The sequence below is a fragment of the Massilia orientalis genome, from assembly GCF_030411975.2.
In the GTDB taxonomy this organism is placed as follows: Bacteria; Pseudomonadota; Gammaproteobacteria; order Burkholderiales; family Burkholderiaceae_D; genus Telluria; species Telluria orientalis.
Genome location: NZ_JASNRB020000001.1, coordinates 282092 through 306806, shown reverse-complemented (window position 1 = coordinate 306806; position 24715 = coordinate 282092). Strand labels below are relative to the sequence as shown.

Annotated in this window: 19 protein-coding genes; 4 read left to right on the top strand and 15 right to left on the bottom strand. The window is 68.6% G+C overall.

Annotation, left to right across the window (positions count from 1 at the left end; translation table 11 throughout):
- Window positions 1-23: 23 nt before the first annotated feature.
- The 3 genes from QPK29_RS01265 to QPK29_RS01255 all read left to right on the top strand — a co-directional run bounded on the left by QPK29_RS01265 (window position 24) and on the right by QPK29_RS01255 (window position 3269).
- A complete protein-coding gene (locus QPK29_RS01265; protein WP_371769385.1) occupies window positions 24-953 on the top strand; it encodes a bile acid:sodium symporter family protein in 930 nt (309 codons plus the stop codon).
- Between the two features lie 78 nt (window positions 954-1031).
- A complete protein-coding gene (locus QPK29_RS01260; protein WP_371769384.1) occupies window positions 1032-2279 on the top strand; it encodes a glycoside hydrolase family protein in 1248 nt (415 codons plus the stop codon).
- 207 nt (window positions 2280-2486) lie between these two features.
- Window positions 2487-3269, top strand: coding sequence for an SDR family NAD(P)-dependent oxidoreductase (locus tag QPK29_RS01255; protein WP_371769383.1), 783 nt, complete (start codon window positions 2487-2489; stop codon window positions 3267-3269).
- 95 nt (window positions 3270-3364) lie between these two features.
- Here the strand turns inward: QPK29_RS01255 and QPK29_RS01250 are convergent, their stop codons facing one another.
- The 10 genes from QPK29_RS01250 to QPK29_RS01205 all read right to left on the bottom strand — a co-directional run bounded on the left by QPK29_RS01250 (window position 3365) and on the right by QPK29_RS01205 (window position 18847).
- A complete protein-coding gene (locus QPK29_RS01250) occupies window positions 3365-4363 on the bottom strand; it encodes an aldo/keto reductase (protein WP_056125260.1) in 999 nt (332 codons plus the stop codon).
- Entirely contained in the window at window positions 4360-5523 is a 1164-nt protein-coding gene (galK, locus tag QPK29_RS01245; RefSeq protein ID WP_371769382.1) for a galactokinase, read from the bottom strand. Before galK ends, QPK29_RS01250 begins: the two co-directional genes overlap by 4 nt.
- A 1-nt stretch (window position 5524) precedes the next feature.
- On the bottom strand, window positions 5525-6583 hold the full coding sequence (locus QPK29_RS01240; RefSeq protein ID WP_371769381.1) for a UDP-glucose--hexose-1-phosphate uridylyltransferase: 1059 nt from the start codon (window positions 6581-6583) through the stop codon (window positions 5525-5527).
- A gap of 238 nt (window positions 6584-6821) precedes the next feature.
- Window positions 6822-7832 carry a transporter gene (locus QPK29_RS01235; RefSeq protein WP_082577484.1) on the bottom strand — a complete coding sequence of 337 codons (1011 nt, stop codon included), beginning with the start codon at window positions 7830-7832 and terminating at the stop codon, window positions 6822-6824.
- Between the two features lie 184 nt (window positions 7833-8016).
- Window positions 8017-9867, bottom strand: a complete 1851-nt coding sequence (locus QPK29_RS01230) for a glycoside hydrolase family 28 protein (protein ID WP_371769380.1) — start codon at window positions 9865-9867, stop codon at window positions 8017-8019.
- A gap of 10 nt (window positions 9868-9877) precedes the next feature.
- Window positions 9878-12478, bottom strand: coding sequence for a pectinesterase family protein (locus QPK29_RS01225; protein WP_371769379.1), 2601 nt, complete (start codon window positions 12476-12478; stop codon window positions 9878-9880).
- The gene (locus tag QPK29_RS01220; protein WP_371769378.1) at window positions 12475-13260 is read right to left on the bottom strand and encodes a rhamnogalacturonan acetylesterase; all 786 of its coding nucleotides are present in this window, start codon (window positions 13258-13260) and stop codon (window positions 12475-12477) included. Before QPK29_RS01220 ends, QPK29_RS01225 begins: the two co-directional genes overlap by 4 nt.
- Window positions 13261-13265: 5 nt before the next feature.
- Window positions 13266-15980 (bottom strand): TonB-dependent receptor plug domain-containing protein, encoded by a 2715-nt coding sequence (locus tag QPK29_RS01215; protein ID WP_371769377.1) that lies wholly within the window; start codon window positions 15978-15980, stop codon window positions 13266-13268.
- 220 nt (window positions 15981-16200) lie between these two features.
- Window positions 16201-17418 carry a DUF4861 family protein gene (locus QPK29_RS01210; RefSeq protein WP_371769376.1) on the bottom strand — a complete coding sequence of 406 codons (1218 nt, stop codon included), beginning with the start codon at window positions 17416-17418 and terminating at the stop codon, window positions 16201-16203.
- A 25-nt stretch (window positions 17419-17443) separates the two neighbouring features.
- Window positions 17444-18847: a glycoside hydrolase family 88/105 protein gene (locus QPK29_RS01205; protein WP_371769375.1), complete on the bottom strand. Its 1404-nt coding sequence runs from the start codon at window positions 18845-18847 to the stop codon at window positions 17444-17446.
- Window positions 18848-19024: 177 nt separating this feature from the next.
- Here QPK29_RS01205 and QPK29_RS01200 point away from each other — a divergent pair, with 177 nt between their 5' ends.
- Window positions 19025-20020: an alpha/beta hydrolase fold domain-containing protein gene (locus QPK29_RS01200; protein ID WP_371769374.1), complete on the top strand. Its 996-nt coding sequence runs from the start codon at window positions 19025-19027 to the stop codon at window positions 20018-20020.
- Here the strand turns inward: QPK29_RS01200 and QPK29_RS01195 are convergent.
- From QPK29_RS01195 to QPK29_RS01175, 5 genes are read right to left on the bottom strand one after another with little or no spacing between them, the layout of a single operon-like run.
- On the bottom strand, window positions 19974-21182 hold the full coding sequence (locus tag QPK29_RS01195) for a M24 family metallopeptidase (protein ID WP_371769373.1): 1209 nt from the start codon (window positions 21180-21182) through the stop codon (window positions 19974-19976). The genes QPK29_RS01200 and QPK29_RS01195 overlap by 47 nt on opposite strands.
- Window positions 21183-21195: 13 nt before the next feature.
- The gene (locus QPK29_RS01190) at window positions 21196-22443 is read right to left on the bottom strand and encodes an FAD-dependent oxidoreductase (RefSeq protein WP_371769372.1); all 1248 of its coding nucleotides are present in this window, start codon (window positions 22441-22443) and stop codon (window positions 21196-21198) included.
- The gene (locus QPK29_RS01185; protein ID WP_371769371.1) at window positions 22440-22703 is read right to left on the bottom strand and encodes a 2Fe-2S iron-sulfur cluster-binding protein; all 264 of its coding nucleotides are present in this window, start codon (window positions 22701-22703) and stop codon (window positions 22440-22442) included. The genes QPK29_RS01190 and QPK29_RS01185 overlap by 4 nt, the downstream gene beginning before the upstream one ends.
- The gene (locus QPK29_RS01180) at window positions 22690-23820 is read right to left on the bottom strand and encodes an NAD(P)/FAD-dependent oxidoreductase (protein WP_371769370.1); all 1131 of its coding nucleotides are present in this window, start codon (window positions 23818-23820) and stop codon (window positions 22690-22692) included. The genes QPK29_RS01185 and QPK29_RS01180 overlap by 14 nt, the downstream gene beginning before the upstream one ends.
- Window positions 23817-24713 carry a dihydrodipicolinate synthase family protein gene (locus QPK29_RS01175; RefSeq protein ID WP_371769369.1) on the bottom strand — a complete coding sequence of 299 codons (897 nt, stop codon included), beginning with the start codon at window positions 24711-24713 and terminating at the stop codon, window positions 23817-23819. The genes QPK29_RS01180 and QPK29_RS01175 overlap by 4 nt, the downstream gene beginning before the upstream one ends.
- Window positions 24714-24715 lie beyond the last annotated feature (2 nt).

The following is a 24715-nucleotide window of genomic DNA, read 5'->3' as shown; positions in this document are numbered from 1 at the left end:
CATCAGACCAGGAGCCCATCCGCGTGAACGCCATTGAAAAAGCCAGCGCCTTCGTCGGCAAGACCTTCTCGTTGTGGGTGCTCCTGTTCGCGGCCCTCGGCTTCTTCGCGCCGCGCCTGTTCGTGGGCTATAAAGCCGGGATCGCGCCGCTGCTGGGCATCGTCATGTTCGGCATGGGGCTCACGTTGTCCACGGAAGACTTCCGCGACGTGTTCCGCCGGCCGAAGGACGTGGCCATCGGCGTCGTCGGGCATTACCTCATCATGCCCGGCATCGCGTACGTGCTCGCCGTCGCGCTGCGCCTGCCGCCGGAGATCGCGGTCGGCGTGATCCTCGTCGGCTGCTGCCCGAGCGGCACCGCGTCCAACGTGATGACGTTCCTGTCGCGCGGCGACGTGGCGCTCGGCGTGTCGATCGGCGCGGTGTCCACGCTGATCGCGCCGTTCGCCACGCCGGCGCTCGTGTCTCTGCTGGCGGGCGCCTGGATGCAGATTAATACGGCGTCGCTGTTCATGGACATCGTGCAGGTGGTGATCGTGCCGATCGCGCTGGGCATCGTCGCGAAGACGCTGTTCCGCCGCCAGGCGCAAGCCAGCGTGAAGGCGCTGCCGCTCGTGTCCACGGTGGCGATCGTGCTGATCATCGCCATCATCGTCGCGCTGAACCAGAGCAAGCTGCTGACGAACGGCCTGCTGATGTTCGCCGCCGTCATCCTGCACAACCTGCTGGGCTTCGCGCTCGGCTATCTGTTCGCGCGGCTGTTCGGCATGGACCTGGCCAAACGCAAGGCCGTGATGTTCGAGACGGGCATGCAGAATTCCGGCCTCGGCGCGGCGCTGGCTGCGGCCCATTTCAGCCCGCTGGCGGCCGTGCCGAGCGCGTTGTTCAGCGTGTGGCACAACCTGTCGGGGTCCGCGCTGGCGACGTGGTTTGCCCGCAAGGACGACAAGTAGTCCTGCGGCAAGCGTGCACGGCCGGTTTGCGAGTCCGGGCTATACTCGGCTCCGCCCGAGTATCGAAAGGAGAGCCGCGTGGCACAGCGTCCCGGAATCTTTCCCACTTTTTTCCTGTCCGGTTTCGAATGCTCCACCTTCCTGTGGGGGAAGGAGCGCGTGCGCCGCAACCTGGTGGCGGAAACGGGTCATGACCGCCATGCCGGCGAAGACTATGCGCGGCTGGCCGGCCTCGGTATCGCCGTCGCCCGCGAGGGCATCCCGTGGCCGATGGTGGACAAGGGCGGCCGCTACGATTTTTCCGGCCTCGATCCGTACATCGCCGCGCTGAACGCGGCCAAGGTGATTCCGGTCTGGGACCTGTGCCACTACGGCTACCCGGACGATCTCGATCCGTACGCCGAAGCGTTCGTCGACCGCTTCGCCGCGTACTGCCGCGCCGCGGCCGAGTATGTGGTGCCGAAGGTGCGTGGCCCGCACTTTTTCACGCCCATCAACGAAATCACGTTTTTCTCGTTCTGCGCCGGCGAATGGGGCTGGGCGGCGCCGTACCGCTGCACGCGCGATGACCGGATGCGGCTGCGGCTGGCGCTGTGCCGCGCCGCGATCGCGGGCGTGAAGGCGATCCGCGAAGTCGATCCGGACGCGCGCATGGTGCACGTGGATCCGCTGGTGCGCGTCGTGGCGCCGCGCGACCGACCCGACCAGGCCGAGGCGGCACGCCGCGAAACGGAAGTCGATACCTTCCTCGCGTGGGACATCCTGTATGGCCGCGAGCATCCCGAATTCGGCGGCGCGCCGGAGGTGCTGGACATCGTCGGCGCGAACTCGTATTCGTTCGGGCAGATGGAATACCGCGAGCACGGCCCGCATGCGCCGCTGGCGCCGGACGACGACCGCATCGCGCCGCTGTGCGACATGCTGGAGACGGTCTGGCAACGCTATCGCCGGCCGATGATCATCGGCGAGACGAGCGGCCTCGGTCGCGGCCGCGCGAGCTGGCTGCACGACGTGATGTGCGAATCGCTGGCCGCGGTGCGCCGCGGGATCGACCTGCAGGGGATCTGCCTGTTCCCCGGCATCGACATGCCGGACTGGCATACCGGCGAGTGGGTGCACAACGGGATCCACGATCTCGTCCCGCAAGACGGCGACCTGGAACGGGTGCCCGACCAGGCGTATGTCGACGAGTTGCGGCGCTGGCAGAAGGAGCTGAACCGCGTCACCGCGCTGGACGAAGACCCGTTCAGCGACCCGGTGGAACTGCAGGACGTGATCGACGCGGCGCTGCGCCTCGACATGAAGCCCGATAAGAACTGGTGCTGAGAAACTGGTGCTGAGGTACTGGTGCTGATGCGTCGGCCGAGACACCTGTCGGCCGCGATACGGATGGTGCTGCGACACCTGTCGCACGCGCCGCCCGCCTTTCTCCGTTTTCCTCCTGATAGCCCGTCCGTGCCGGCACTGGCACGCTAGTTGCGTTCAGCCCGGCGGCAACATCGTTCGGGACCAACCAACAATGAGGAGACGGATATGTCGAATTTACTGCCGCTGGCCGGCCGCTCGGCCATCGTGACGGGCGGTGCGCGCGGTATCGGCAAGGGCATCGTGCTGGAACTCGCGCGCGCCGGGGCCGACGTGCTGATTGCCGACCTGCTGGAGGACGCCATGCAGGCGACGGCCGACGAAGTCAGGGCGCTGGGCCGGCGCGCGCTCACCCGGCGCGTGGACGTCACCGACGCCACGCAGGTGCAGGCCATGGTCGACGAGGCCGTCGCGGCGTTCGGCGCGCTGGGCATTCTCGTCAACTGCGCAGGGGTCATCAGCATCCGCCCGGTGGCGGACCTGGCGGAGAAGGACTGGGACGTCGTCATGGACGTCAACGCCAAGGGTACGTTCCTGGGATGCCGGGCCGCGCTGGCGCCAATGCGGGGGCAGGGGTGGGGCCGCATCATCAACGTCGCCTCGATCGCGGGCAAGGAAGGCTTTCCCAATCTCGCGCACTACAGCGCGTCGAAGTTCGCAGTGGTGGGGTTCACGAACGCGCTGGCCAAGGAAGTGGCGCAGGAGGGCATCACGGTGAACGCCATCTGTCCGGGCGTGGTGCGCACCTATATGTGGGATCGTCTCGCCGACGAATGGAAGCAGGAGGGAGAGTCGGTCGAGGATTCCTGGGCGCGCCACCAGCTCACGCTCATCCCGCAGGGCCGCGCCCAGACACCCGAGGACATGGGCCGCATGGCGCTCTTTCTCGCCACGATGGACAATGTGACCGGCCAGTCGGTCAACGTGGATGGCGGCTTCACCTTCCACTAGCAGCCGCGCACCGCTTTCAGGAAGCCGGGACGGTACGGCGGTGCCGTCCTGTCGTTACCCCCGGCGCGCCGTCCTGCGGCGGCGCGCCGTTTTTTTTATTGCGATGCCAGGATCGCTTCGACCGCCGCGATCTCGTCGCCCGCGAGCGGCGCCATCTCCACCGCGCGCACGGCATCCAGCACCTGCTGCGGCCTGCTCGCGCCGATCAGCACGGACGCAATCGAGGGCTGGCGCCTTACCCAGCCCAGCGCGAGCTGCGCGAGCGTGCGCCCGCCCGCCTGCGCGACCTGGTTCAGCGCCTCGATCATGCGCAGGCGCTCCGGCGTGATGTGCTCCGGCTTGAGGAAGCCGACCTTGCCGGCCGCGCGCGAATCGGCCGGCAGCGCGCCGCCGAGATAGCGGTCGGTGAGAAGGCCTTGCGCCAGCGGGGAAAAGGCGATGCCGCCGATGCCTTCGCGCTCCAGCACGGGGAGCAGGTCCGCCTCCGGCTGGCGCACCAGCATGTTGTAGCGCATCTGGTGGATCACGAACGGCGTGCCCAGGCGGCGCAGTTCCGCCGCGGCGGCCGCCGTGCGTTCGCCGTTGTAGTTCGAGATGCCAGCGTACAGCGCGCGGCCGCTGCGCACGATGTAATCCAGTGCCGCCATCGTCTCCTCGAGCGGCGTGGCGGGATCGGGACGGTGGTGATAGAAGATGTCGACGTAGTCCAGGCCCATGCGCCTGAGGCTCTGGTCCAGGCTCGCGACGAGGTATTTGCGGCTGCCCCAGTCGCCGTACGGTCCGGGCCACATCGTGTAGCCGGCCTTCGTGCACACGACCATTTCGTCGCGGTACGGCTTCAGGTCCCGCGCGAGCAGGCGGCCGAAGTTTTCCTCGGCCGACCCGGGCGGCGGGCCATAGTTGTTGGCGAGGTCGAAGCACGTGACGCCGTTGTCGAACGCCGCGCGCACGATCCAGCGCTGGCGATCGAAATCGTCATTGCCGCCGAAGTTGTGCCACAACCCCAGCGACACGGCGGACAGCCGCAGGCCGCTGCGGCCGCAATGCGGGTAGGGCATCGAACCATAGCGTCCGGCCGCCGCCTCGTACATCATGGATTGACTTTGCCCGCGCCGGCGGCCGGCTTGCAGACGTAGATCGTGGCCGGCTTGCCGTCCGGCGAGCGGTATTCGCGCTCGACGGCGGCACGGGACGCGTCCACCAGCGCGTGCGGCACGACGGCCACCACGCAGCCGCCGAAACCGCCGCCGGTCATGCGCACGCCGCCCTGGGTGCCGATCACGTTCTTGACGATGTCGACGAGGTTGTCGATGGCCGGGACGGTGATCTCGAAATCGTCGCGCATCGACGCGTGCGATGCGGCCATCAGCTCGCCCAGGCGTTCCAGGTCGCCGGATTCGAGAGCGGCGGCGGCGGCCAGCACGCGGTCGTCTTCCGTCACCACGTGGCGCGCGCGGCGCAGCACGACGGGGTCCAGTTCGCCCGCGCGGGCTTCCAGCGTGGCCAGGTCGAGGTCGCGCAGGGCCGGGATGCCGAAGTGGCGGGCGGCCGCTTCGCACTGCTCGCGGCGCACGTTGTAGGCGCTGTCCACGAGGCCGCGCGTCACGTTCGAATTGAAGATCATGATGGCGGCGTTGTCCGGCACCGGCACCGGCTTCACCTCCAGCGAGCGGCAGTCGATCATCAGCGCGTGGCCTTCGACGCCGCAGGCGGAACTGATCTGGTCCATGTTGCCGCACTTGGTGCCGACGAAGTCGTTTTCCGACGCCTGCGCGATCAGCGCGATGTCGATCGGCGACAGCGCCTCGAAGCCGGGCAGGGTCGCGAACAGGCGGCCCACGGCGACCGACAGCGAGGCCGACGACGACAGGCCCGCACCCTGCGGCACGTCGCCCGCGATGGCCATGTCCATGCCCTGCATGGGCAGGCCGCGCTTGACGAACTGCTCGACGACGCCGCGCACGTAGTTGGCCCACATCGGCTGGTCCACGCGGCCGATGGGGGCGTCGAGATCGTATTCGTCGAGCGCGTCGCCGTAGTCGGCAGCCACGACGCGCACCTTGCGGTCGCTGCGCGGTTTGGCGGCGATGGCGGTGCGGTAGTCGATGGCGCAGGGGAGCACGAGGCCGTCGTTGTAATCGGTGTGCTCGCCGATCAGGTTGACGCGGCCCGGGGCCTGGACGAACAGCGTGGGGGCGGCGCCGAATGCGGTTTCGAAGGCGGCGGCGGTGCGGGAGAGACGGGTATCTTGCATGTCAGGTCGTTTGGTTGGATTCGGTGTCGAGGTAGTGCACTTCGGATTGCGCGCGCAGGCGTTCGGCCGCCTGTTCCGGGGTCAGGTCGCGCTGGGCTTCGGCCAGCATCTCGAAGCCGACCATGAACTTGCGCACCGACGCGGAGCGGAGCAGCGGCGGGTAGAAGTGGGCGTGCAGCTGCCAGCCTTCCGCTTCCGAGTCGGGGATGCCGTACGGTGCGCCGTGCCAGCCCATCGAATACGGGAATGAGGTCTGGAACAGGTTGTCGTAGCGGGTGGTCAGGCGCTTCAGCAGCACGGCCAGGTCGGCGCGCTGGGCCGGCTGCAGCTCTTCCAGGCGGCGCACGGCGAAGCGGGGCAGGACCAGCGTCTCGAACGGCCACGCGGCCCAGTACGGGACGATGGCGACCCAGTGTTCGGTCTGGACGACCACGCGCTCGGCGGCGGCGATCTCGCGCTCGGCCACGTCCAGCAGCAGGCGGCGGCCCTGTTCGGCGTGGTAGGCCTTCTGCTGGCGGTCTTCGGCGGCCGGCAGGTTCGGGACATAGCTCGTCGCCCAGATCTGGCCGTGCGGGTGCGGGTTCGAGCAGCCCATCACGGCGCCCTTGTTCTCGAACACCTGGACCCAGCGGTACTTGGCGCCCAGCTCGGCGGCCTGCGCGCACCACGTGTCGACGACGCCTTCCAGCGCGGGCAGCGACAGTTGCGGCAGCGATTTCGCATGGTCCGGCGAGAAGCAGATCACGCGGCTCGTGCCGCGCGCGCTCATCGTCTGGAACAGCGGGTCGGCGCCCTCGGCGGCTTCCGGGGTGTCCGGCATCAGCGCGGCGAAGTCGTTCTCGAACACATAGGTGCCCGTGTAGTCGGGGTTCTTTTCGCCGTTGACGCGGGTATTGCCCGGGCACAGGTAGCAGCTCGGGTCGTGCGACGGCCTGGCCGAGCGGTCGACGGCTTCCTGCTGTCCCTGCCACGGACGCTTGGCGCGGTGCGGCGACACGAGGACCCAGTCGCCTTGCAGCGGGTTGTAACGGCGGTGCGGATGGTCGGATGGATTGAACATGGTCTTCTTCTGCGATTCGGAAATAGGATGCTCGAAAAGCCGCGGCCGGGCGGCGCGGCGCGCATACCGGTGGAAGCAGAGGCTGGCGCCGGTGTCTGGGGCCATTCTACCGTCGGTCGCGCCGCGCACGTCTGCACAGGCGTGCGGGCTTTTCCTGAGGCAAGAAGCTTAACGTGATGCTGGGAAAGGAGTTATACCCAATGCAAGGGCAAATATCCTGTTTTTATATGGCAAAGGCTCAATGCGGTCGTTGCAATCGAAGCAACAGCCAGGCGATGGCGCCCGTCACGAGGGCGGTGAATCCCAGCACGAGCCAGAAACCGTGCGGATGCTGGGACAGAGGCACGCCGCCCACGTTCATGCCCAGCAGGCCCGCGATCAGGTTGATCGGGAGGGCCATCACCGTCACGATGGTCAGCAGGAACAGGCTGCGGTTATTGTCCTCGTTGACCCGGGCCGCGATCTCTTCCTGCAGCAGTTTGATCCGTTCATGCAGCGCGGCCAGGTCGGACAGCACGACCGTGAATTCCTCGGTCGACTGGCGCAGCTCCTGGCGGTCTTCCGGCGCCACCCAGGATGGAGGACGCTGCAGCAGGCGGAAAAGCGCGGCCGGCTCCGGCGCCAGCAGCCGCTGCAGCCGGACGAGCACCCGCCGCAGCGCGCCCAGGTCTTCGCGCCGGCGCGTGAGGCGGCCGGCCAGCAGCTGGTCCTCGGCGGTGTCGACCCGCGCCACGGCATCGCGCACGATGTTGACGAGGACGTCGGCCTGGTCGCGCAGCAGGTGCACCAGCAGTTCGACCGAGGAGCGCAGCGGCGCGCCGTTCAGCACGTCCTGGCGCAGGCGCTCGATGGATTCCAGCGGCTTGCGCCGGGCGGTGATCACGCCGTGCGGCGTCACGTGGACCCACAGCGTGGAAATCTCGGCCGTGTCGACCGAAAAATTATGTAGGACATCGTTGACGACGGCGATCAGGGCACCGTCCGCCATTTCGATGCGGGTGGAGCGCGAGCCCTGGTGCAGCGTTTCGTAGAATTCCTCGGGCAGGCCGGCGTGGGCGCGCAGCCAGCGCTCGCTGGCCGCGTTCGACAGGTTGAAGTGCAGCCAGACGAACTGCCCGGGGACGGGAGCGTGCAACCAGGTCTCGGCTTCCTTCGCGTCGACGGACACCGCTTGCGCGGCGTCCTGCAACAGGAAGCCCCAGACCAGCCCCGTCACGTCGGAGCCGTAGTTGAACGCCGGTGTCGCCATCATCCATCCCATGCAAGCCAGAGGTGACGGCATTGTAGAGCATCTCGCTCCGTCGTTCCCGCGAAGGCGGGAACCCATGCTGATTCACCGAATTCGGATGCTGTGCGCCAGAAGCACTGTTATAGAAATCTGATGGTCAGTATGGATTCCCGCGTGCGCGGGAATGACGGTTCATCTGCGACGGTCAAGCGGACAAGGTCGTGTCGTACCGCTTCCCGCCGATCATGACGTTCGCGAGCTTCAGCCCCCGCACGTTATACGTGTACCACGGATGCGCCGCGTTGACGGGCGTGCCGAAGTCGCAGTCCATGATCGTCACGTCGCGCACGGGCAGTACGGCCGGCGCCGGCGACGGCCCGTTGTAGTCGGACGCCACCGGCCCCAGGATGACGAACGCCTGGAAGCACGACGCCCGCGCCCCGTCCTTCGTCTGGACGTTGCCGACCTTGACCTTCGAGATGTGCACGTTGCGCACTTCGGGCGGGCGCACGCGCACGTTGTCCGCGCGCGGCGTGTAGTCGCAATCGAACGTGACGACGGCGCCGGCGGCCGTGGCGACCGTCTTCGATGCGATCGGCGACCCCGGCAGCGACGCATAGAACGACGGCGACGTCTGCACGCCGTTCGGGATGCTCACGTTGCGGACATAGAAATTGCGCAGGAAGCCGCCGCGGTTCATGTTGGTCTTCAGGCGGATCGCCGTGTTCAGCGGGTTCGTCGCCCAGTTCATGTTCTCGAACACGAGGTTCTGCGCGTACACGTTCTGGATGCCGCCCGCCATCTCGCTGCCCAGCGTGACGGCGCCGTGGCCGCTCTGCATCGTGCACTTCTGGATGACGATGTTCTGCGACGGGCCGTATTGCGTGTCGAGGTTCTTGCCCGCCTTGATGGCGATGCAGTCGTCGCCCGTGTTGAACTGGCAGCCTTCCACGAGCACCGTGTCGCACGCTTCCGGATCGAAGCCGTCGCTGTTCGGCCCGAGGCTGTTCGCATGGACCTTGCGGATCGCGAGGTTGCGGCACGCGACCGGGTGGTGCTGCCAGAACGGCGTGTGGATCACCTGGTAGCCTTCCAGCAGCACGTTCGTGCACCCGATCAGCTGGATCATCGGCGGGCGCAGGTAGTGGCCCACGCCGAACACGCGCTTCGCCAAAGGCACGCCCGCTTCGGACAGCGCGGGCAGGTACGCGTCGTCCGCGCGCCACTTGTCGCCTTCGCCCTGGATCAGCCGGCGTTTCTCCTCCGGCAGATTCGGCGCCACGTCGGCCAGCGACTTCGGATTCAGTTCGTTGACCTGGTTCTGCGCCAGCTTGCCGGGCACGTAGTTCGGCGATTTGTCCTGGGCGACCGAGTTGATCGTCGCGTTCTTGCCTTTCCACGTCCACCAGCAGTCGGCGCGGCCCGGGAACGGCACGCCGCCCTGGCCGTCGAGGATGGCCGTCCAGTCGTCGCCGGTGAGCGCGATGTTGTCCTGGTTGTGCGCATAGACCATGGGCGAATAGTTCAGGCAGTCGTTGCTCTGCCAGCGCGAGACGACCAGCTTGCCGTTCGGGCCGCAGTCGACGTCGCCGTACTTCGCGTAGTCGGCCGGATCGTTGCTGAAATAGACGTGCGCGCCGCTCGCGAGGTGCACGTTCACGTTCGACAGCAGCACGATCGGGCCCGCGCAGAACCAGTCGCCCTTCGGGATCACGACGCGGCCGCCGCCCTCGGCGTGGCATTTCTCGATGGCGGCGCGGATCGCGGCGTAGCAGTCCTGCGCACCCGGCACGGGCGTCGGCAGGTCCGCCTGGTCCTCGAACGACACCCAGGCCTTCACGGGCACGAGCTTGCACGGCGCGGCGCCGAAGTCGGTGACGAGATACTCCGCCTTGCGGAACTTGACGGGGTTGGCGAGGCGTTGCGCGATGCCGGCGGCAGCCTTCCACGGATCGGGAACGGCCGCCGCCAGCGCCCGTGCGGGCCCCGACAGCGCGAGTCCGGCGACGGTCGCGGTTTTCAAAAAGCCGCGGCGGGCGTCGAATGATTGCTTCATGGTGTCTCCGTCATTCAAGGATGTTGTCAAATTCGCCGAGGTAGACGTCGGCGGGGACGGGCCGTTGGCCTGGCGGTGCGAACGGCGTGCCGGCCAGGTTGTCCCAGTAATCGTCCGAGCTGAATTGCGCGGGGCGGTGCGCCAGCGTGCCGTTGCGGTTCCATTCCGACCACGGCGTCGTCTTCTCGAAATGCGGGCCGATGTGCGAGCGCAGGATCACGGCCTTGCCGACCGTCTCCAGCGTGCGCCGGCGGATCGTGCCGTTCGGCGCCTGGTACACGTCCACGTCGCCCAGCCGGCACGTATAGCCCTCGACGGGGATGAAGCCGTACGGCGTGCAGCGCTCGTTATGGAACCATTGGCGGGCAAAGTAGAACTGCGTACGGGCCGGGCCCGGCGCATCGCTCGTGAAGCGGCAGCCGTCGAACACGAAGCCATACCTGGCGCGGCGGTTCGTGTCCGGCGCGGCCACGTAGGACGCCGAGCGGCCGCCGATGGCGTGGATGGCGCAGTCCTTGAAGACCGCGATGGTGTCGCCGAAGATGAAGTCGACGTCGCCTTCGATGTGCGTGTCGTGGAAGAAGCTGCGCACCGTGGCCGTGCCGTCCTGCGAACTGAGGAACAGCGTGTCCTGCAGGCCGAGCAGGCGCACGCGCTCGAACTGCGCCTTGTCCGCGCCGTCGACGCGCAGCGCCACGGCCTGGTGGTGCACGCGGCTGCCGCCCGTCGTGTCGGGGCAGTTGTCGCCTTTGCACTCCGGATGCGTGACCGCGCCGTCGCGGTTGTACGCGTTCTCGATCGTCAGGTTGCGAGCCTGGAAGTCATCCGCGCGCACCCAGACAGTGGCGGAGCCGGTCGTCTGCAGGGCGGGCAAATCCTTCAGCGCGTCGTACATCGCGCGCACGCCCGGGGCGGCGTGCTCGAATTCGGCGGCATGGCGGCCGCGGTAGGCGGCGCCCGTCGTCGAGGCGTCCAGTGCGGCGCTGATGCGCACGGCCTGCGGGTCGGCGCCGGCGCCGTCCAGCGTGAGCGGCGGCGCACCCGGCGGCACGTAGACGAGTTCCTGGTACGTGCCCGGCGCGATGCGGATGACGATGCGGCGCGTGCCGCCGGCCGCCACGGCGCGGCTGACGGCGGCTTGCACCGTGGCGAAACGGGTCGTGCCGTCCGCCGGCGCGCGCGCATCGACCGTGTAGTCGGCACGCAGTGGCGCGCCGGCCGCGAGCGGATCGGCCAGCGGATCCCACGGCTCGATGCGTTCGTTGCCGATGGGGCCCACGTACTTCAGCACCTCGCGGTAGTCGTAGGCGCGGGCCTGCCCGGGCGTCAGCTGCGGGCGCACGGAACGGACTGGCGGTTCGGGAAACGGCAGGAACCGCCCGGCGCAATCGGCCGAAGCGCCGAACGCACCCTGCACGCGCGCATGTTCCCGTTTGATGTCCGACCCGGCGGCGATCGCCACGTCCTTCAGGTCCAGCACGAGCGGATGCGCCTCGTCATACCCTTGCAGCAGGATGCGTCCCGGCGTCGTGCTGCGCACCCGTTCCATGCGGATGTCGGCGTAGTCGGGGATGAGCGCACCCGGCTGCGCCGGTTGCTCGTAATGCGTCGTGATCTCGATGGGAGACCGGATGCCGCGCAGGCAGACGTCGCGGTAGACGATGCCGTCGAGTCTCCCGCCGCGCATGTCGTTGCTCTTGATACGCAGGCCGGACGTGGTCCCGTCCATCGTCAGGTCGTCGACGAGGACCCGATGCACGCCGCCGTTCGTCTCGCTGCCGATGGACATGCCGTGGCCGCTGTAGAAGCGGTTGTGCAGGATCGAGACATTCTCCGTCGGCCCGTTGGCGCCGGCCTTGATGGCCACGTTGTCGTCGCCGGTGCGGATGATGCTGTGCGCGATCGTGACGTTGCGCGACGAGATCGGGTCGATGCCGTCCGTGTTGCGCGCATCGTGCGGCGTGTCGATGGTGACACCCCACGCGGTGAAGCCGTCCACCTCGTTCAGCGTGACGTGGAAGTTCGGGGAATTTTTCAGCGTGATGCGGTACAGGGTGACGTCGCGCGCCTTGTCGGCCTGGATCAGGCGCGGCACGTTTTGCCGGGTCTTTTCCTTTTGCGCGCGGCGGGCGATCTGCCACCACGTCTCGTCCTTGCCGGCGATGCGCTGTCCGCCCTGGCCGTCGATGGTGCCGCCGCCCATGATGCCGGCACCGCGCACGCCGTCGAGCGTGATGAATGGGCGGCAGCCGCGCCCCGACGCATCGTTCGTGCCGCACGTGCCGGCGCCGCGGTCGAACAGGCGCGGGTCCGTGCTGGCGTACAGCGTGGCGCCTTTGTCGACGAGCAGCGTGACGCCGTCGCGCAGTCGCAGTGGTCCGGCGACGAAGCTGCGCCTGTCGTTACTGGCCGCGAGCACCACGGCGTGGCCGGGCGCGCAGTTGTCGATGGCCGCCTGGATGCGCGCGGCATCGTCGCGGCCCGTCTCCGCGGTCTCGCCGGCCAGCACCGCGCAGGCTGGCGGTACGACCGGCTCGCGCACGTCGCGTGTGTCCTGTGCGTGCGCCTGCGCGCCGGCGAGCGCGCAGGCGAGCAGGGCGAAGCGCCTCAACGCTTGCCCCCGTCCTTGAAGTAGGCAGCCGTCTCCGGCCGCGCCGCCACCAGTTCGCGCTCGACCATCCGCGCGAAGAAATCCGCGCCCTTGGCGCCGAGGTGCGTGCGGTCGAACGCCGTCTTCGCGGCGCCGGCCGGTTCGACCTTGTTCGGATCCGCAGGCATCCCGTAGCCCGGCGGACGCGGAACGACCGCCAGCGTATCCGCGTCATCCTGGCCCATGGCCTGGACGGCGGCGACGCTGTCCCGGTTCAGGTCCAGCAGCACGGCGTGTTCCTGCGCGGCCGCGCGCCGAGTCGCCTCGGCCCACGGCGCCAGGTCATTGGCGAGATACGCGCCCTTGAACGTGCGCCGGGCAAGCGGCGTGACGAGCACCGGCACGCCGCCCAGGTCCCGCGTCTCCCGCGCATAGCGCGCCATGTTGACCGGGAACTGGGTGACGAGGTCGGTCGAGCGCCCCGGCTTGCCCGGCTGGTCGTTGTGGCCGAACTGCACGAGCACGTAGGTGGCCTTGAACGACGCGCCGTCCTTCAGCATGCGCTGGACGTCGTCCCAGCGGCCCTCGGCGCGGAAGCTGCCGGTACTGCGGCCGCCCCGTGCGAGGTTCACGCACGTGACGTCCGCCGTGAAGCGGGCGCAGAAGGCGTCGCCGTAGCCGCTCTTCGTGGCCATCGTGGAGTCGCCGACGAGGATCACGCGGATGGTCGCGTCGGCGGCGCCGGCCTGGCCGGCCGCAAGCAGCGCGGCCAGGACGAACGATTTCAACAGCATCGTACGCATGTCGATCACTCGAAATCGTAGCTGACGCGCAGGTTCCACGAGCGGCCGATCGGATTCGCGACGCTGCTCAGGTAGCCGCTGCTGTAGATCGTGTTGTTGGTGATCGGCGGGGCCTTGTCGAACAGGTTCGTGACGCCGGCCGTGATGCGCACCTGCTTCTGCACGCGGATCGAGCCGGTCAGGTTCCACGTCGAGAACGACGGGATGTCGCGGTAGTACTGCGACGTGACGGCCGTGTTGGCGTCGCGGTAGTGGCTGTTGAAGTTGTTCGTCAGCTGCGCCGAGTAATCGCCGCTCTGCCACGACAGGCGCAGGTTGTGCTTCCAGCGGAACGTGATGATCGGGTAGCTCGACGTGGTGCCGTTGCTGGCCCAGCCGAACTGGCCGACGTTGGACATCCACGGGCCGTTCGGCACGAGCTGGTTGTCGAAGCGGGTCAGGTAGGTGCCGTCGATGGCCGCGCCGAAGGTTCCGAACCGGTTGCGCGCGATCTCCCAGTTGGCCGACACGTCGACGCCGCCCGCGATCTGGCCGCCCAGGTTCATCGTCGTGTTGTTGATGTACGCGAGCGAGCCGTCGGCGTTACGCACGAACAGGTTCTTGTAGTCGGCGTAGTTCGTGAAGTAGACGTTCTCCGGCAGGTTGGCCAGCATGTCCTTCATGTTGACCTGCCAGTAGTCGAGCGACGCGGTGAACGAGCGCGACGGTTCGAACACGACGCCCAGCGTGCCGCCCTTGGAGCGTTCCGGTTTCAGCTGCGAGTTCGACCCGGTCAGCTTGTTCAACTTGGCGTTGCAGACATCGGCGGCATCCACGCCGGGCACCGCCGTGCCGGTACCCGGCATGGTGATGGACGGGCCCGGGCACAGGACCGGATCGTCCCAGCGTCCCGCCGTCGTCGTATTGGCGACGGTGGTGCGGTAGCCGTAGCGGTCGAACAGCGTCGGCGCGCGGAAGCCCGTGTTGGCCGAGCCCCTGAACATGAGCGTCCTGGTCGGCTGCCAGCGGAAGCTGATCTTGGGCGTGACGGTCGAGCCGACGTCGCTGTATTTGTCGACCCGCACGGCGCCGTTCAGCGTCAGGGTCTTGGTGACCGGGGCGTCGACCTCGCTGTACACGCCGATGATGTTGCGTGCGCTTTCCCCGTGCGCCGGGACGACCTTGGCATAGGTGATGTCGGCGGCCGGCCCCAGCTTGGTGTCTTCGTTGGTATCGCGGTGGATGTCGGTGCCGATCGCGATCGCGAGGTCGCCGCCGGCGAGGGCCATCAGCGATTTGCTGATGTTGCCGTCGATGCCATAGTAGGAGCTCTTCGAGCTGCGGTTCTGCATGCCGTCCGCGGCGATCGAGTCGAGATAGTCGCGGCCCGCCTGGTCCTGCAGGCCGAACGGGTTCAGCGTGCCGTTCGCCAGGCCGTTGATCAGGCCGATGCCCGAGTAGTAGCCCGACTGGAAATAGCCCTTGCGCTGGGACAGCCCGTAGCTCATGCCGGCCCGGTAGTCCCAGGTGCCGACGTGGCCGTCGGCGGACACCAGCAGCCGCTGGTTGATCTGGTTGTCGCGGGTCACGGCCGGTCCGCCGTCGGCCACCGCCCAGGACACGGTCAGCGGCTGGTTGGTGATGCCGGCGACGGCCGGCACCCCGCCGCTGCCGCCCGGATACCATTTGCTGGTCGATGGCAGGATCGCCTTCGCGCTCCCGACGGCGACCGCCTGCGTCGGGTTCTTGTAGCCGAAGATCGATTCGTCGCCGCGGGTGTATTCGACGGTAACGGTGTTGTCGGCGTCGATCCGCTTGGTCGCTCGCGCGTACATCGTCAGCTGCTTGTTCGGATGCAGGGCAGAGCCATAGGTGTCGTCGTCCAGTACGCACGTGCTCTTCGCGCCCTGGATCGAGTAGGGACTCAGGCAGCCGCTCGCGTAATAGGGGTTGGCGGCGTTCTTGTTGGCCGAACTCGTGAAGTTAGCGGGTGTCGCGTACCCGCCGGAGGCGGCGCTGCGCGGCAGGCCGATCGCCGCCATCGCCGCGTCGTCCGGAATGAAGCCGGTGCGGTCCGACAGCTTCAGGCGGCTGCGCTGGTGGAAGTCGACGGTGCCGTAGATGTTCCAGCCGTCGCGCGCGAGGTTGCCCTTGCCGAACGTGGCCTGGATGCGCTGCTCGTCGCCGCCGCCGCGGCGCTGCGGCTGCACGAGCTGCACGGTGACGTTGCCGCCCTCGACTTCGCGCTTGGTGATGAAGTTGACGACGCCGCCGATCGCGTCCGAACCGTAGATCGACGACGCGCCGTCGCGCAGGATTTCCACGCGTTGCAGCGCGCTGATCGGGATGACGTCGAGGTTCGCGTAGCCGTCGGCGATGGCCTCGTTGGCGAGGCGGCGGCCGTTCAGCAGCACGAGGGTGCGGTTCACGCCCAGGCCGCGCAGGTTGATGTTGGTGCCCGAGCCGGCGTTGGACGGCTGCAGCGATGCCGACTGCGGCAGGGCCATCATCACGTCGGCCAGCGTGGTCATGCCCTGCTTGACCAGTTCCTCGGCCTTGATCGTCGTGACGGGCAGGGCTTCCTCGGTGGCGATGCGCTTGATGCTGGAACCGGTGACCTCGACGCGCTGGATCGGCGCGTCGCTTTGCTGTGCCTGCGCCTGCTGGGCGAGCGAGAGGACCGCGAGCGCGATCGAGGACATGACGAAATGGCGGGGCGGGGTGCTGCGGGGGTATTTCATGAAGCTGTCTCCTGTTTTTATGTCGATGACGTGTCGGCGTCCGCAGGGGGGGAGCGGCGTCGATGGTTGCTTCTTACAAAACCAGCCTGGCGAGGTCGAACCGCATGCGTGCGGCTCTGTGTTTGAATTCATTCTAGATTGGTCTGGCCACAAGATCAATGTGGCTAGACCAGATTATGGCGAGTGTGTGCTGGAAAAGCAACACATACGATGACTGATCTCAGTTTGCGGCGGCTTTCAGGGCGATGCGGACGGGGTGCGCCGCACGCTTGGCCTCGGCCGCCACGCAGGCCTGCCACGCCGCCCTGGACGTGATGCGGCCGGCGCGGTCCCACGCGGCGCCGACCCAGTAGCGCAGCGGCTTGCCCGATTCCACGCGGGCCAGCACGAGGTCGTTCAGGGCGTCCTGCGCGAAGCCGGTCGCCGCGGGCAGCACGACGGCCGTGCCGAACGCGCCGTTCGCCGCCTGCTCGACCCATTGCAGCAGCGCGTGGTTCGCATCGTCTTTCACGAGCGCGACGCGCGCTTCCTGCTTTTTGTCCGAAGGCGTCCTGTTCAAGCCGACGGCCACCGTCAGCGCGGACGGTCCACTGAACGTGAACGTACTGTCGATCTGGTCGAGCTGGCGGCCGGCATCGACGGTGAAGCGCTTGGTTTCCGTCACCTGGGTACCGGCCGCATTCCACGCGGCGTACGACAACTCGAACACGGCGCGGATCGGGCCATTGGCCAGCACCTTCCAGCCGGCCCAGTTGCTGCTCGTGTAAAGCTGTTTGCCGTCCCACACGCCCGTACCGCCGGCCCCGCGCGAGCGGCCGACGTTGTACATGTCCATGCCTTCGCCTTCGTCCTTGTGGTAATGGTCGTGGCCCTTGTTGTACCAGCGGTCGACGATGGGGTAGTCGACGCGCTTGAACCAGATATCGAGGCCGCTCGTCTCCAGCACTTCCTTGCCGCTGCCCGGCGCGGCCGGTGCGGCGAGGGCGGGGCCGTAGGTGCGGTGGCCGATGACGTCGTTCTCCCACGCGAAATCGTCGAGGCGTTCGGGCACGTAGCGCGCGAACGCCTTCGGTGCGAACGGCGGCGTGAGCGTGTCGCTCTTTTCGACGACGAACGTCGCCGTCTTTTCGCCGGGCCTGAAGTCGTGCTGGAACAGCAGTTCGCCGTACGCCGCGCCGACGCCGTGCGGGTCCTTGGCCAGCGGCGCCACGTTCGTCACCTGGTAGGGCAGCACGTGGCCGGCCGCATCCTTCACGACGAGGCGCTGGATCAGCGCGCCGGGCAGCGCCGCGTTCACGTCCTGCCACGGGACGACGATCGTTTCGGATGGACGCGCGGCGTCGAGGTCGTGGGTCACGGTGACCGTGAGTCGGTCGGCTGCGCAGGCGCTCGCGGACAGCACGAGGCCTGCGGCGCAAAACATCGTTTTCGCTTGCATGGTCGGGGCTTTCATCGCAGGGGTGTCAGGGATGTTCGCGGTAGCTGGTCTGCCCGCCGTCCTTCGGCACATAGTGATACGTGCGGACGCGGAACTGGATGTCGATCGCCGGGTTGTTCAGCAGCCGGATCATCTCCGCGCCGGCCAGCAGCATCGGACCGTAGCCGTGCATCGCCGTCGTGCTGGTGGGGCGGTTGTAGTAATAGACCTGGTCGCTCGCGAACGTCGTGCCCACGCATGTGCCTTCCACGCGGCCCTGGGCGTCGATGCGCGCGGACAGCGCGTTCCAGCCGGCCTGCGCGATCGAGCCGTACGTCGTCGGGCTGATCCAGCCTTCGTTGACGGCGTGCGCGAGCACGTACACGAACATGGCGCTGGCCGACGTCTCCAGGTACGAATCGTCGCGGTCGACCATCTGGTGCCACAGGCCCGCGCCGGACTGGCGCTCGGCGACGCCGCGCAGCGTCTTCTTCAGCTGCGCCATCACCTTCGGATAGCCCGGGTGGTCCTTCGGCAGCACGTCGAGGACGTCCGACATCGCCAGCACGGCCCAGCCGTTCGCGCGTGCCCAGTAGAAGCGCGGGGCGTCGGGATTGTTGGCGTTCCAGCCGTGCGTGTACAGGTTGCGCTGCGGATCGAACAGATAGTCCGTCATCTGCAGGACGTTCTTCACGGCGTCGTCGAAGTACGCGCGGTCGCCCGTCATGCGGCCCAGTTCCGCCAGCGCGGGGATCCCCATGTACATGTCGTCGGCCCACAGCGACACGGCCTGCGGGCGCTGGCGCGCGAGGGTGCCGTCCGGAAGGCGGAACTGGCGCTTCGCCACCCAGTCGCCGCACACCTTGATCTGCGCGGCGAGATCGGGGCCGATGCCGGCCTGGCGCGCACGCATCATCGCGGCGCACATGGAGCCGGCGTCGTCGAGCGCGCGCGGATCGAGGAAGTGCGCGAAGCTGTTGGCGCGCTCGAGGTGGAAGCGCTGTTCCTGCGCACGGAAGTAGGGGAGGCGGTCGGCGAAGAATTGCAGGTGGCGCTGCGTGAGGGCGGCATAGCGCTTGTCGCCCGTCGCGGCCGTGGCCTTCAGCAGGCCGGCATGTACGACGCCCATCTCGTAGGCCTGCAAGCCGAAATCGGCGTCCCCCTTGTCGACGACGGCGTCGGCGACAGGCGTGCGGAAATCCGTGACGGGCGCACCGCTGCCCTTGTGCACGATACGCGTAGGCGTCTGGCTGTCGACATAGCCGCGGATGCGCTGCAGCGACGCCGCGATCTCGGCGACGACCGGCTTCTTGTACGGCACCGGATACGTGCCTTCGGCCGTGTCGTTCGGGTTCTTGTTGTCTGGGTTGCGATAAGGCCCCTCGGCATGCGCAGGGGCGGCAAGGCACGCGAAAGCGGCCAGGAAGGCGAGCAATCTGATTGGCGGCACCGTGTAGTCTCCGGTCGTTTTTTATATGGTGGACGTTTTCCGTCCTTTATTTGGCCAGACCATTCTAGGTTGGTCTGGCCACTTTTGCAAGGTGGACTAGCCGGGGTATGTTGTTGGGTGGCATACTGACCTTCCCACGACGAGGCGGAGGCCAGGATGCGCAGGACGATATGTTGGATGGGTACGGCGTTGCTGCTGGCCGCATGCGCGGCGCGGCCAGTGAAGGCGCCCTTGCCGGAGAGCTACACGGCCGAGACGACGTACGCGAAGCTGGCGGCTCGCTATCCGTTCATCCGCATCGCGAGCCGCACCGTGCCGCCGACCGTGCGGGCCGTCACGGACGTCACCTATGTGCGCCGTAGACATGGCGACCCGAGGCACGACCTGAAACTGGACCTGTACCTGCCCGCGGCGGCGGGCACGGCGCCGCGCCCGGCCATCGTCTTCGTGCACGGCGGCGGCTGGCGCGCGGGCGTGCGCGCGAACTTCGCGCCGATGGCGATCCGCATGGCGGAGCGGGGCTATGTGGCGGCCACCATCAGCTATCGCCTGTCGCCGGAAGCGCCATACCCGGCCGCGATCCACGACGCGAAGGCAGCCGTGCGCTGGGTGCGCGCGCACGCGTCGGACTACGGCATCGATCCGGGCCGGATCGCCATCGCGGGCGGCTCGGCCGGCGGCCAGATCGCGGCGCTGACGGGCGTGACGAACGGAGAATCGCGCTTCGATCCGGACCGAGGCAACGTGGCGAGCGACGTGCAGGCGATCGTCAACATCGACGGCCTGTCGGATTTCACGTCGGAAGAAGCCCGCAAATACGAAGACGACCCGGCGAAGCAGCCGTCATCCGCCGGCGCGTGGTTCGGCGGCCGCTATGCGGAGAAGGCGGCGCTGTGGCGCGACGCGTCGCCGCTGTATCACGTGAAGGCGGGCACGCCGCCCATGCTGTTCATCGTCAGCGCGCAGCGGCGTTTCAGCCTGGGGCGGGACGAGATGACCGAACGACTGCGGGCATTGGGCGTGCCGAACCGGGTCGTGCCCGTGCCCGACACGCCCCACAGCTTTTGGCTGTTCGATCCGTGGCTGGCGCCGACGGTGGAGGCGGCGGATGCGTTCCTGAAGGAGGTCATCCCGCCCCGAACGGATTCTCCAGGCTCGCCGCCGGCTGCGTGAACCACTTCGGTCCGTTCGCCGTCATGTAGAAGTGATCTTCCAGGCGCACGCCGAATTCGCCCGGCACGCAGATCATCGGCTCGTTCGAGAAGCACATCCCCGGCTCCAGCGCGCGGGTCTCGCCGCCGACGAGGTAGGGGCCTTCGTGGATGTCGAGGCCGATGCCGTGGCCCGTGCGGTGCGGCAGGCCGGGCAGCTTGTAACCGGGACCGAAGCCGTTCGCCTCGAGCGAGCGGCGCGCGGCCTTGTCGACCTCTTCGCACGGCACGCCCGGCTGGGCCGCGTCGAACGCCGCCCGCTGCGCCGCCTGTTCCGCATTCCACACGAAGCGCTGGCGCCCGGTCGGCTCGCCGAACACGTACGTGCGCGTGATGTCGGAGATGTAGTTGTGGACCTTGCAGCCCGTGTCGATCAGCACCGTGTCGCCCCGTTGCAGGGTCTGCACATAGCTCACGCCGTGCGGGTACGCCGTCGCCTCGCCGAACAGCACGATGCAGAAGTAGGAGCCGCTCGCGCCGACCTTGCGGTGCGCGAGGTGGATGAATTCCTCGACTTCCTGCGTCGTGATCCCTTCGTGCAGGATCGACGCCGCCGCCACGTGCACGGCCATCGTCATGTCCATCGCGCGCTGGATCAGCGCGATCTCCGCGTCCGACTTGCGGCTGCGGCAGTGCGACGTGACCGGGTGCGCATTCCGCAAGGTGTAGCCATCGGTCGCGGCGCGGATCGCGTCGAACAGGAACAGCGGCGTGCTGTCGTCGATGGCGAGCACGCTGCCGGCCCCGATGCCGCGCTGCTCCAGCACGGCGCGCAGGCGCGCGGCGGGGCGCTCGTGTTCGTCCCAGACGGCGATGTCGCCTTCGACGACCATGAAACCGCGGATCGTGCTTTCCTCGAACGCGGGGGCGATGTAGACGAGGTCACCCTGCGCCGGCAGGATGGCGCCCACCATGCGTTCGCTGGGACTCCACTTCGTGCCCGTGAAATAAGTCAGGTTGCTGCCGGCGTTGAGATAGACGGCGTCGATGCCTTGCGCCGCCATGAACGCCTGCGCACGTTCGATGCGCGACCGGTGCTCGGCCAGCGCGATGGGCACGGCGCCCGCGGTCATGTCGCGCAACGCGTCGAGCGCCGCCTGTTTGTCGGTGCCACCAATATTCATGTTTCTCATTACCTCATTCAAAGTCCGACAGCGCCCGCGCGGTCGCGGGCATGATGGGTGTCCGGGCATCCTCGTGGGACCACCCGAACAGGAAGGCGCATGCCGCGCCGCAGGTCTTGCCCTGGCAGGGCCCCATGCCGACGCGCGTCGCCAGTTTTGCTTCGCGCCAGTCGCGGTGCGGCAGCAGGCGGGCCCGGGTCACGTCCTCGCAGCGGCACACGATCGTCTCCGGGCCGCACATCGTCCGCAGCGACTCGTCCGGCGCGAACGTGCGCGCCAGCAGCGCCGCGAACGCGTGCGACGCGCGCCGCAGCGGCAGGTCGCGCCCGGACGGGGGCCGGCCCAGCGCGGCCAGCGCCGCGATGCGTCCCTCGGCGACGGCCTTGTCGACGCCGCCGATGCCCGTGCATTCGCCCGCGGCCCAGACGTCGGTGCGGCTCGTCCGCTGCGCATCGTCGACCTGGATCGCGCCGTCGACGACGTCGCATCGCAGTGCGCGCGCGAGGTCCGTATTCGGGACGAGGCCGAAGCCCGCCGCGAGGAAGTCGCAGGCATACTCGACGTCCTTGCCACCGGTCCGGACGACGACGCCGCGCACCGTATCCTCGCCCGTCGCTGCGACGAGCGTGGCGCCCGTCACGTACGGGATCCCGCGCAGCTCGGCGAACAGCGACGCCGCCTGCAGGAATTTCTTCCCGTGCCGCGACAGCAGCCCGAGGCCGAAAGCCGACAGGCGCGACCACGGCTGGTGTTCGACGATCGCGGCCACGTGGGCGCCCGCGCGCAGCGCCGTCGACGCCGCCGCCAGCAGCAGCGGGCCCGTGCCGGCGACCACGACGCGGCGTCCCGACACCGGCATGCCGCCCTTGATCAGCGCCTGCAGCCCGCCCGCGCCGGTGACGCCGGGCAGCGTCCAGCCGGGGAACGGCAGCGACAGTTCGCGGCTGCCCGAACAGAGCACGAGACGCTCGAACGGGACGGCGGCGCCGCGTCCGCCCGTTTCCACGAGCAGCGTGCGGGAGTCCATGCAGCCGCTGACCTGGGCATCCTGCATCACGGTGCAGCCGGGGTGGCCGCGCAGGGTGTTCCACGCGCTGCGTGCGCGTGCGTCGGTCCAGCGCGCGGGGCCGCCGCGCCAGATCTGGCCGCCCGGCGCATGATTATCGTCGATCAGGCAGATCCTTGCGCCGGCGTCGAGGGCGGTCCGCGCCGCGGACAATCCCGCCGGGCCGCTGCCGACGATGTGCACTACGTTCTTCACCAGTCGCCTCCCGTGGTGATGATCATGCCGTCCGCGCAGATCGTCCTGCACGCCAGCTGGTTGGCGCGGCCGTCGACGGTCACGCGGCATTCCTGGCACTGGCCGATGCCGCAGAACGCGAACCGGGGCTGGTCCGTGACCGAACGCCGCGTGCACGGCGACCGGGCGCCGACGAGCGCCGCGACGACGGTGACGCCGCGCGGTACGTCGACCGCGACACCGTCGACCAGCACGCGGCTCAGGGAATCAGGCGGGGACATGGGCGAACCTCGACGGTGAATAGGGGACGGCCGCGATGGAAGCGGGGCGGTCCAGCATCAGGTCGGCCAGCAGCTGCGCGGTGCCGAACGCGGTCGTCACGCCGAGCCCCTCGTGGCCCGCTGCGACCCACACGCGTGCGAGCGTCGGATGGCGTCCGATGACGGGCCGCCCGTCGTAAGTCGCGGGGCGCATGCCGGTCCAGCTGCGGATGATTTTCATGTCGGCCAGACAGGGCAGCAGCGCGATGGCCGAGCGCAGCACGTGCGCCAGCACGCGCGGATCGACGTCGGCATGCCGGATGCCGTCCTGGCGGCACGACCCGATCAGCCATTGGCCCGTGATGCGGGGCTGGACATTCGCCGCGACGGCGACGGCGTCGCTGCCGGCTTCCGTTTGGCCCTCGGTTTGCCCATAATCCATGCTCACGACCTGGTGCGACAGCCGCCGCGGGTAGCGGGCCGTGATGGCGAGATGGCCCTTGCGCGGGAAGATCGGTATGTCCGGCAGCAGGCGCGTCACGGCGGTCCCCGTCGCGACGACGACGTCGCCCGCATCGATGCGTTCGCCGCCGGCCAGCGTGACGCCGCCGTCGTCGACGCGGGCGACGGCCGTGCCGAAGCGTGTCCGTCCGCCCAGCGCGACGAGCGTCCCGGCCAGGTTGCGCGCGACGGCGGGCGGGTACACGACGCCGTCGCGCGCGACGCGCACGCCGCCCGCAAGGCCGGCGCGCAGGGCGGGTTCCACGCGCGCGAGCTGTGCGCCGGACAGTTCAGCCGCATCCCAGCCGCGCCGCGCCAGGCGCCCGGCGCGGACGCGCGCCTGGGCCATCTGCGCTTCGTCCTCGGCGACCCACAAGGTGCCGCAGCGGACGTGTTCCGCGAGGCCGGCGCGGGTGGACAGGTACGCGTCCCAGCGCGCCAGCGACAGCAGGCACAGGTCGAGTTCATCGTCCGTCTCGTCGAGGGCGACGAGGTGGCCCATGCCGGCCGCCGTCACGCCGCCGCCGGGGTAGTCGGCGTCGACGAGCAGCACGTCGCGCCCGAGCGCCTGCAGCTCTGCCGCGCAGGCCGCGCCGACGATGCCGGCGCCGACGACGATCACGTCCGGATGCTTCACGCCAGCGCGGGCAGGGTGGGGCGGTTGGCGATGGCGGCGCGGATCGTCCGCTCCACCGCATCGCGGCGCGCGCCGGCGAGCGGCAGGCGCGGCGCGCGCACGCGCTCGTTCGAACCGATCGCGATCGCTTCCGCGAGCTTGATGTTCTGGACGAGGTAAGTCGACACGTCCAGGTCCAGCAGGGGACGGAACCAGCGGTAGATGCGCAGCGCCTCGTCGTAACGCCTGGCCAGGACCAGCCGCCAGATCGCCACGGTCTCCTCGGGGAACGCGAGGCCCACGCCGGCCACCCAGCCCTGCGCGCCGACCATGAGCGCTTCGAACGCGAGGTTGTCGACACCCGTCAGCAGGTCGAAGCGGTCGCCGAAGCGGTTGATGATGTCGGTGCTGCGGCGGATGTCGTCCGACGATTCCTTGACGGCGACGAAGCGGGGATCGTCCGCCAGTTCTTCCATGATCTCGACCGTCACGTCGACGCGGTAGGCGAGGCGGTTCGAATAGATCATGATCGGCAGGTCGCCCGCCTGCGCGATGGCGCGCAAGGTCGCCACCGTCTCGCGCGGGTCCGTGTGGTAGATCGTGCTCGGGACGACCATCAGGCCGTCCGCGCCCGCCCTGGCCGCCTTCCGCGCCAGCGCGCACGCATCGCGCGTGGACGCTTCCGCGACCGTCAGCAGCGCGGGCTTTGCGCCGGCGGCTTCCTTGCAGAGTTTCAGGACGTCGATGCGCTCCTCGTGCGACAGCATCGGGCCCTCGCCCAGCGAACCGCAGGCGATGAGGCCATCCACGCCGGCGTCCATCTGGATGCGGAAGCAGCGCAGCATTTCGTCATGGTCGAGCGAGCCGTCATCATCGAACTTGGTGGTGACGGCGGGAAGAACACCTTTCCACATGG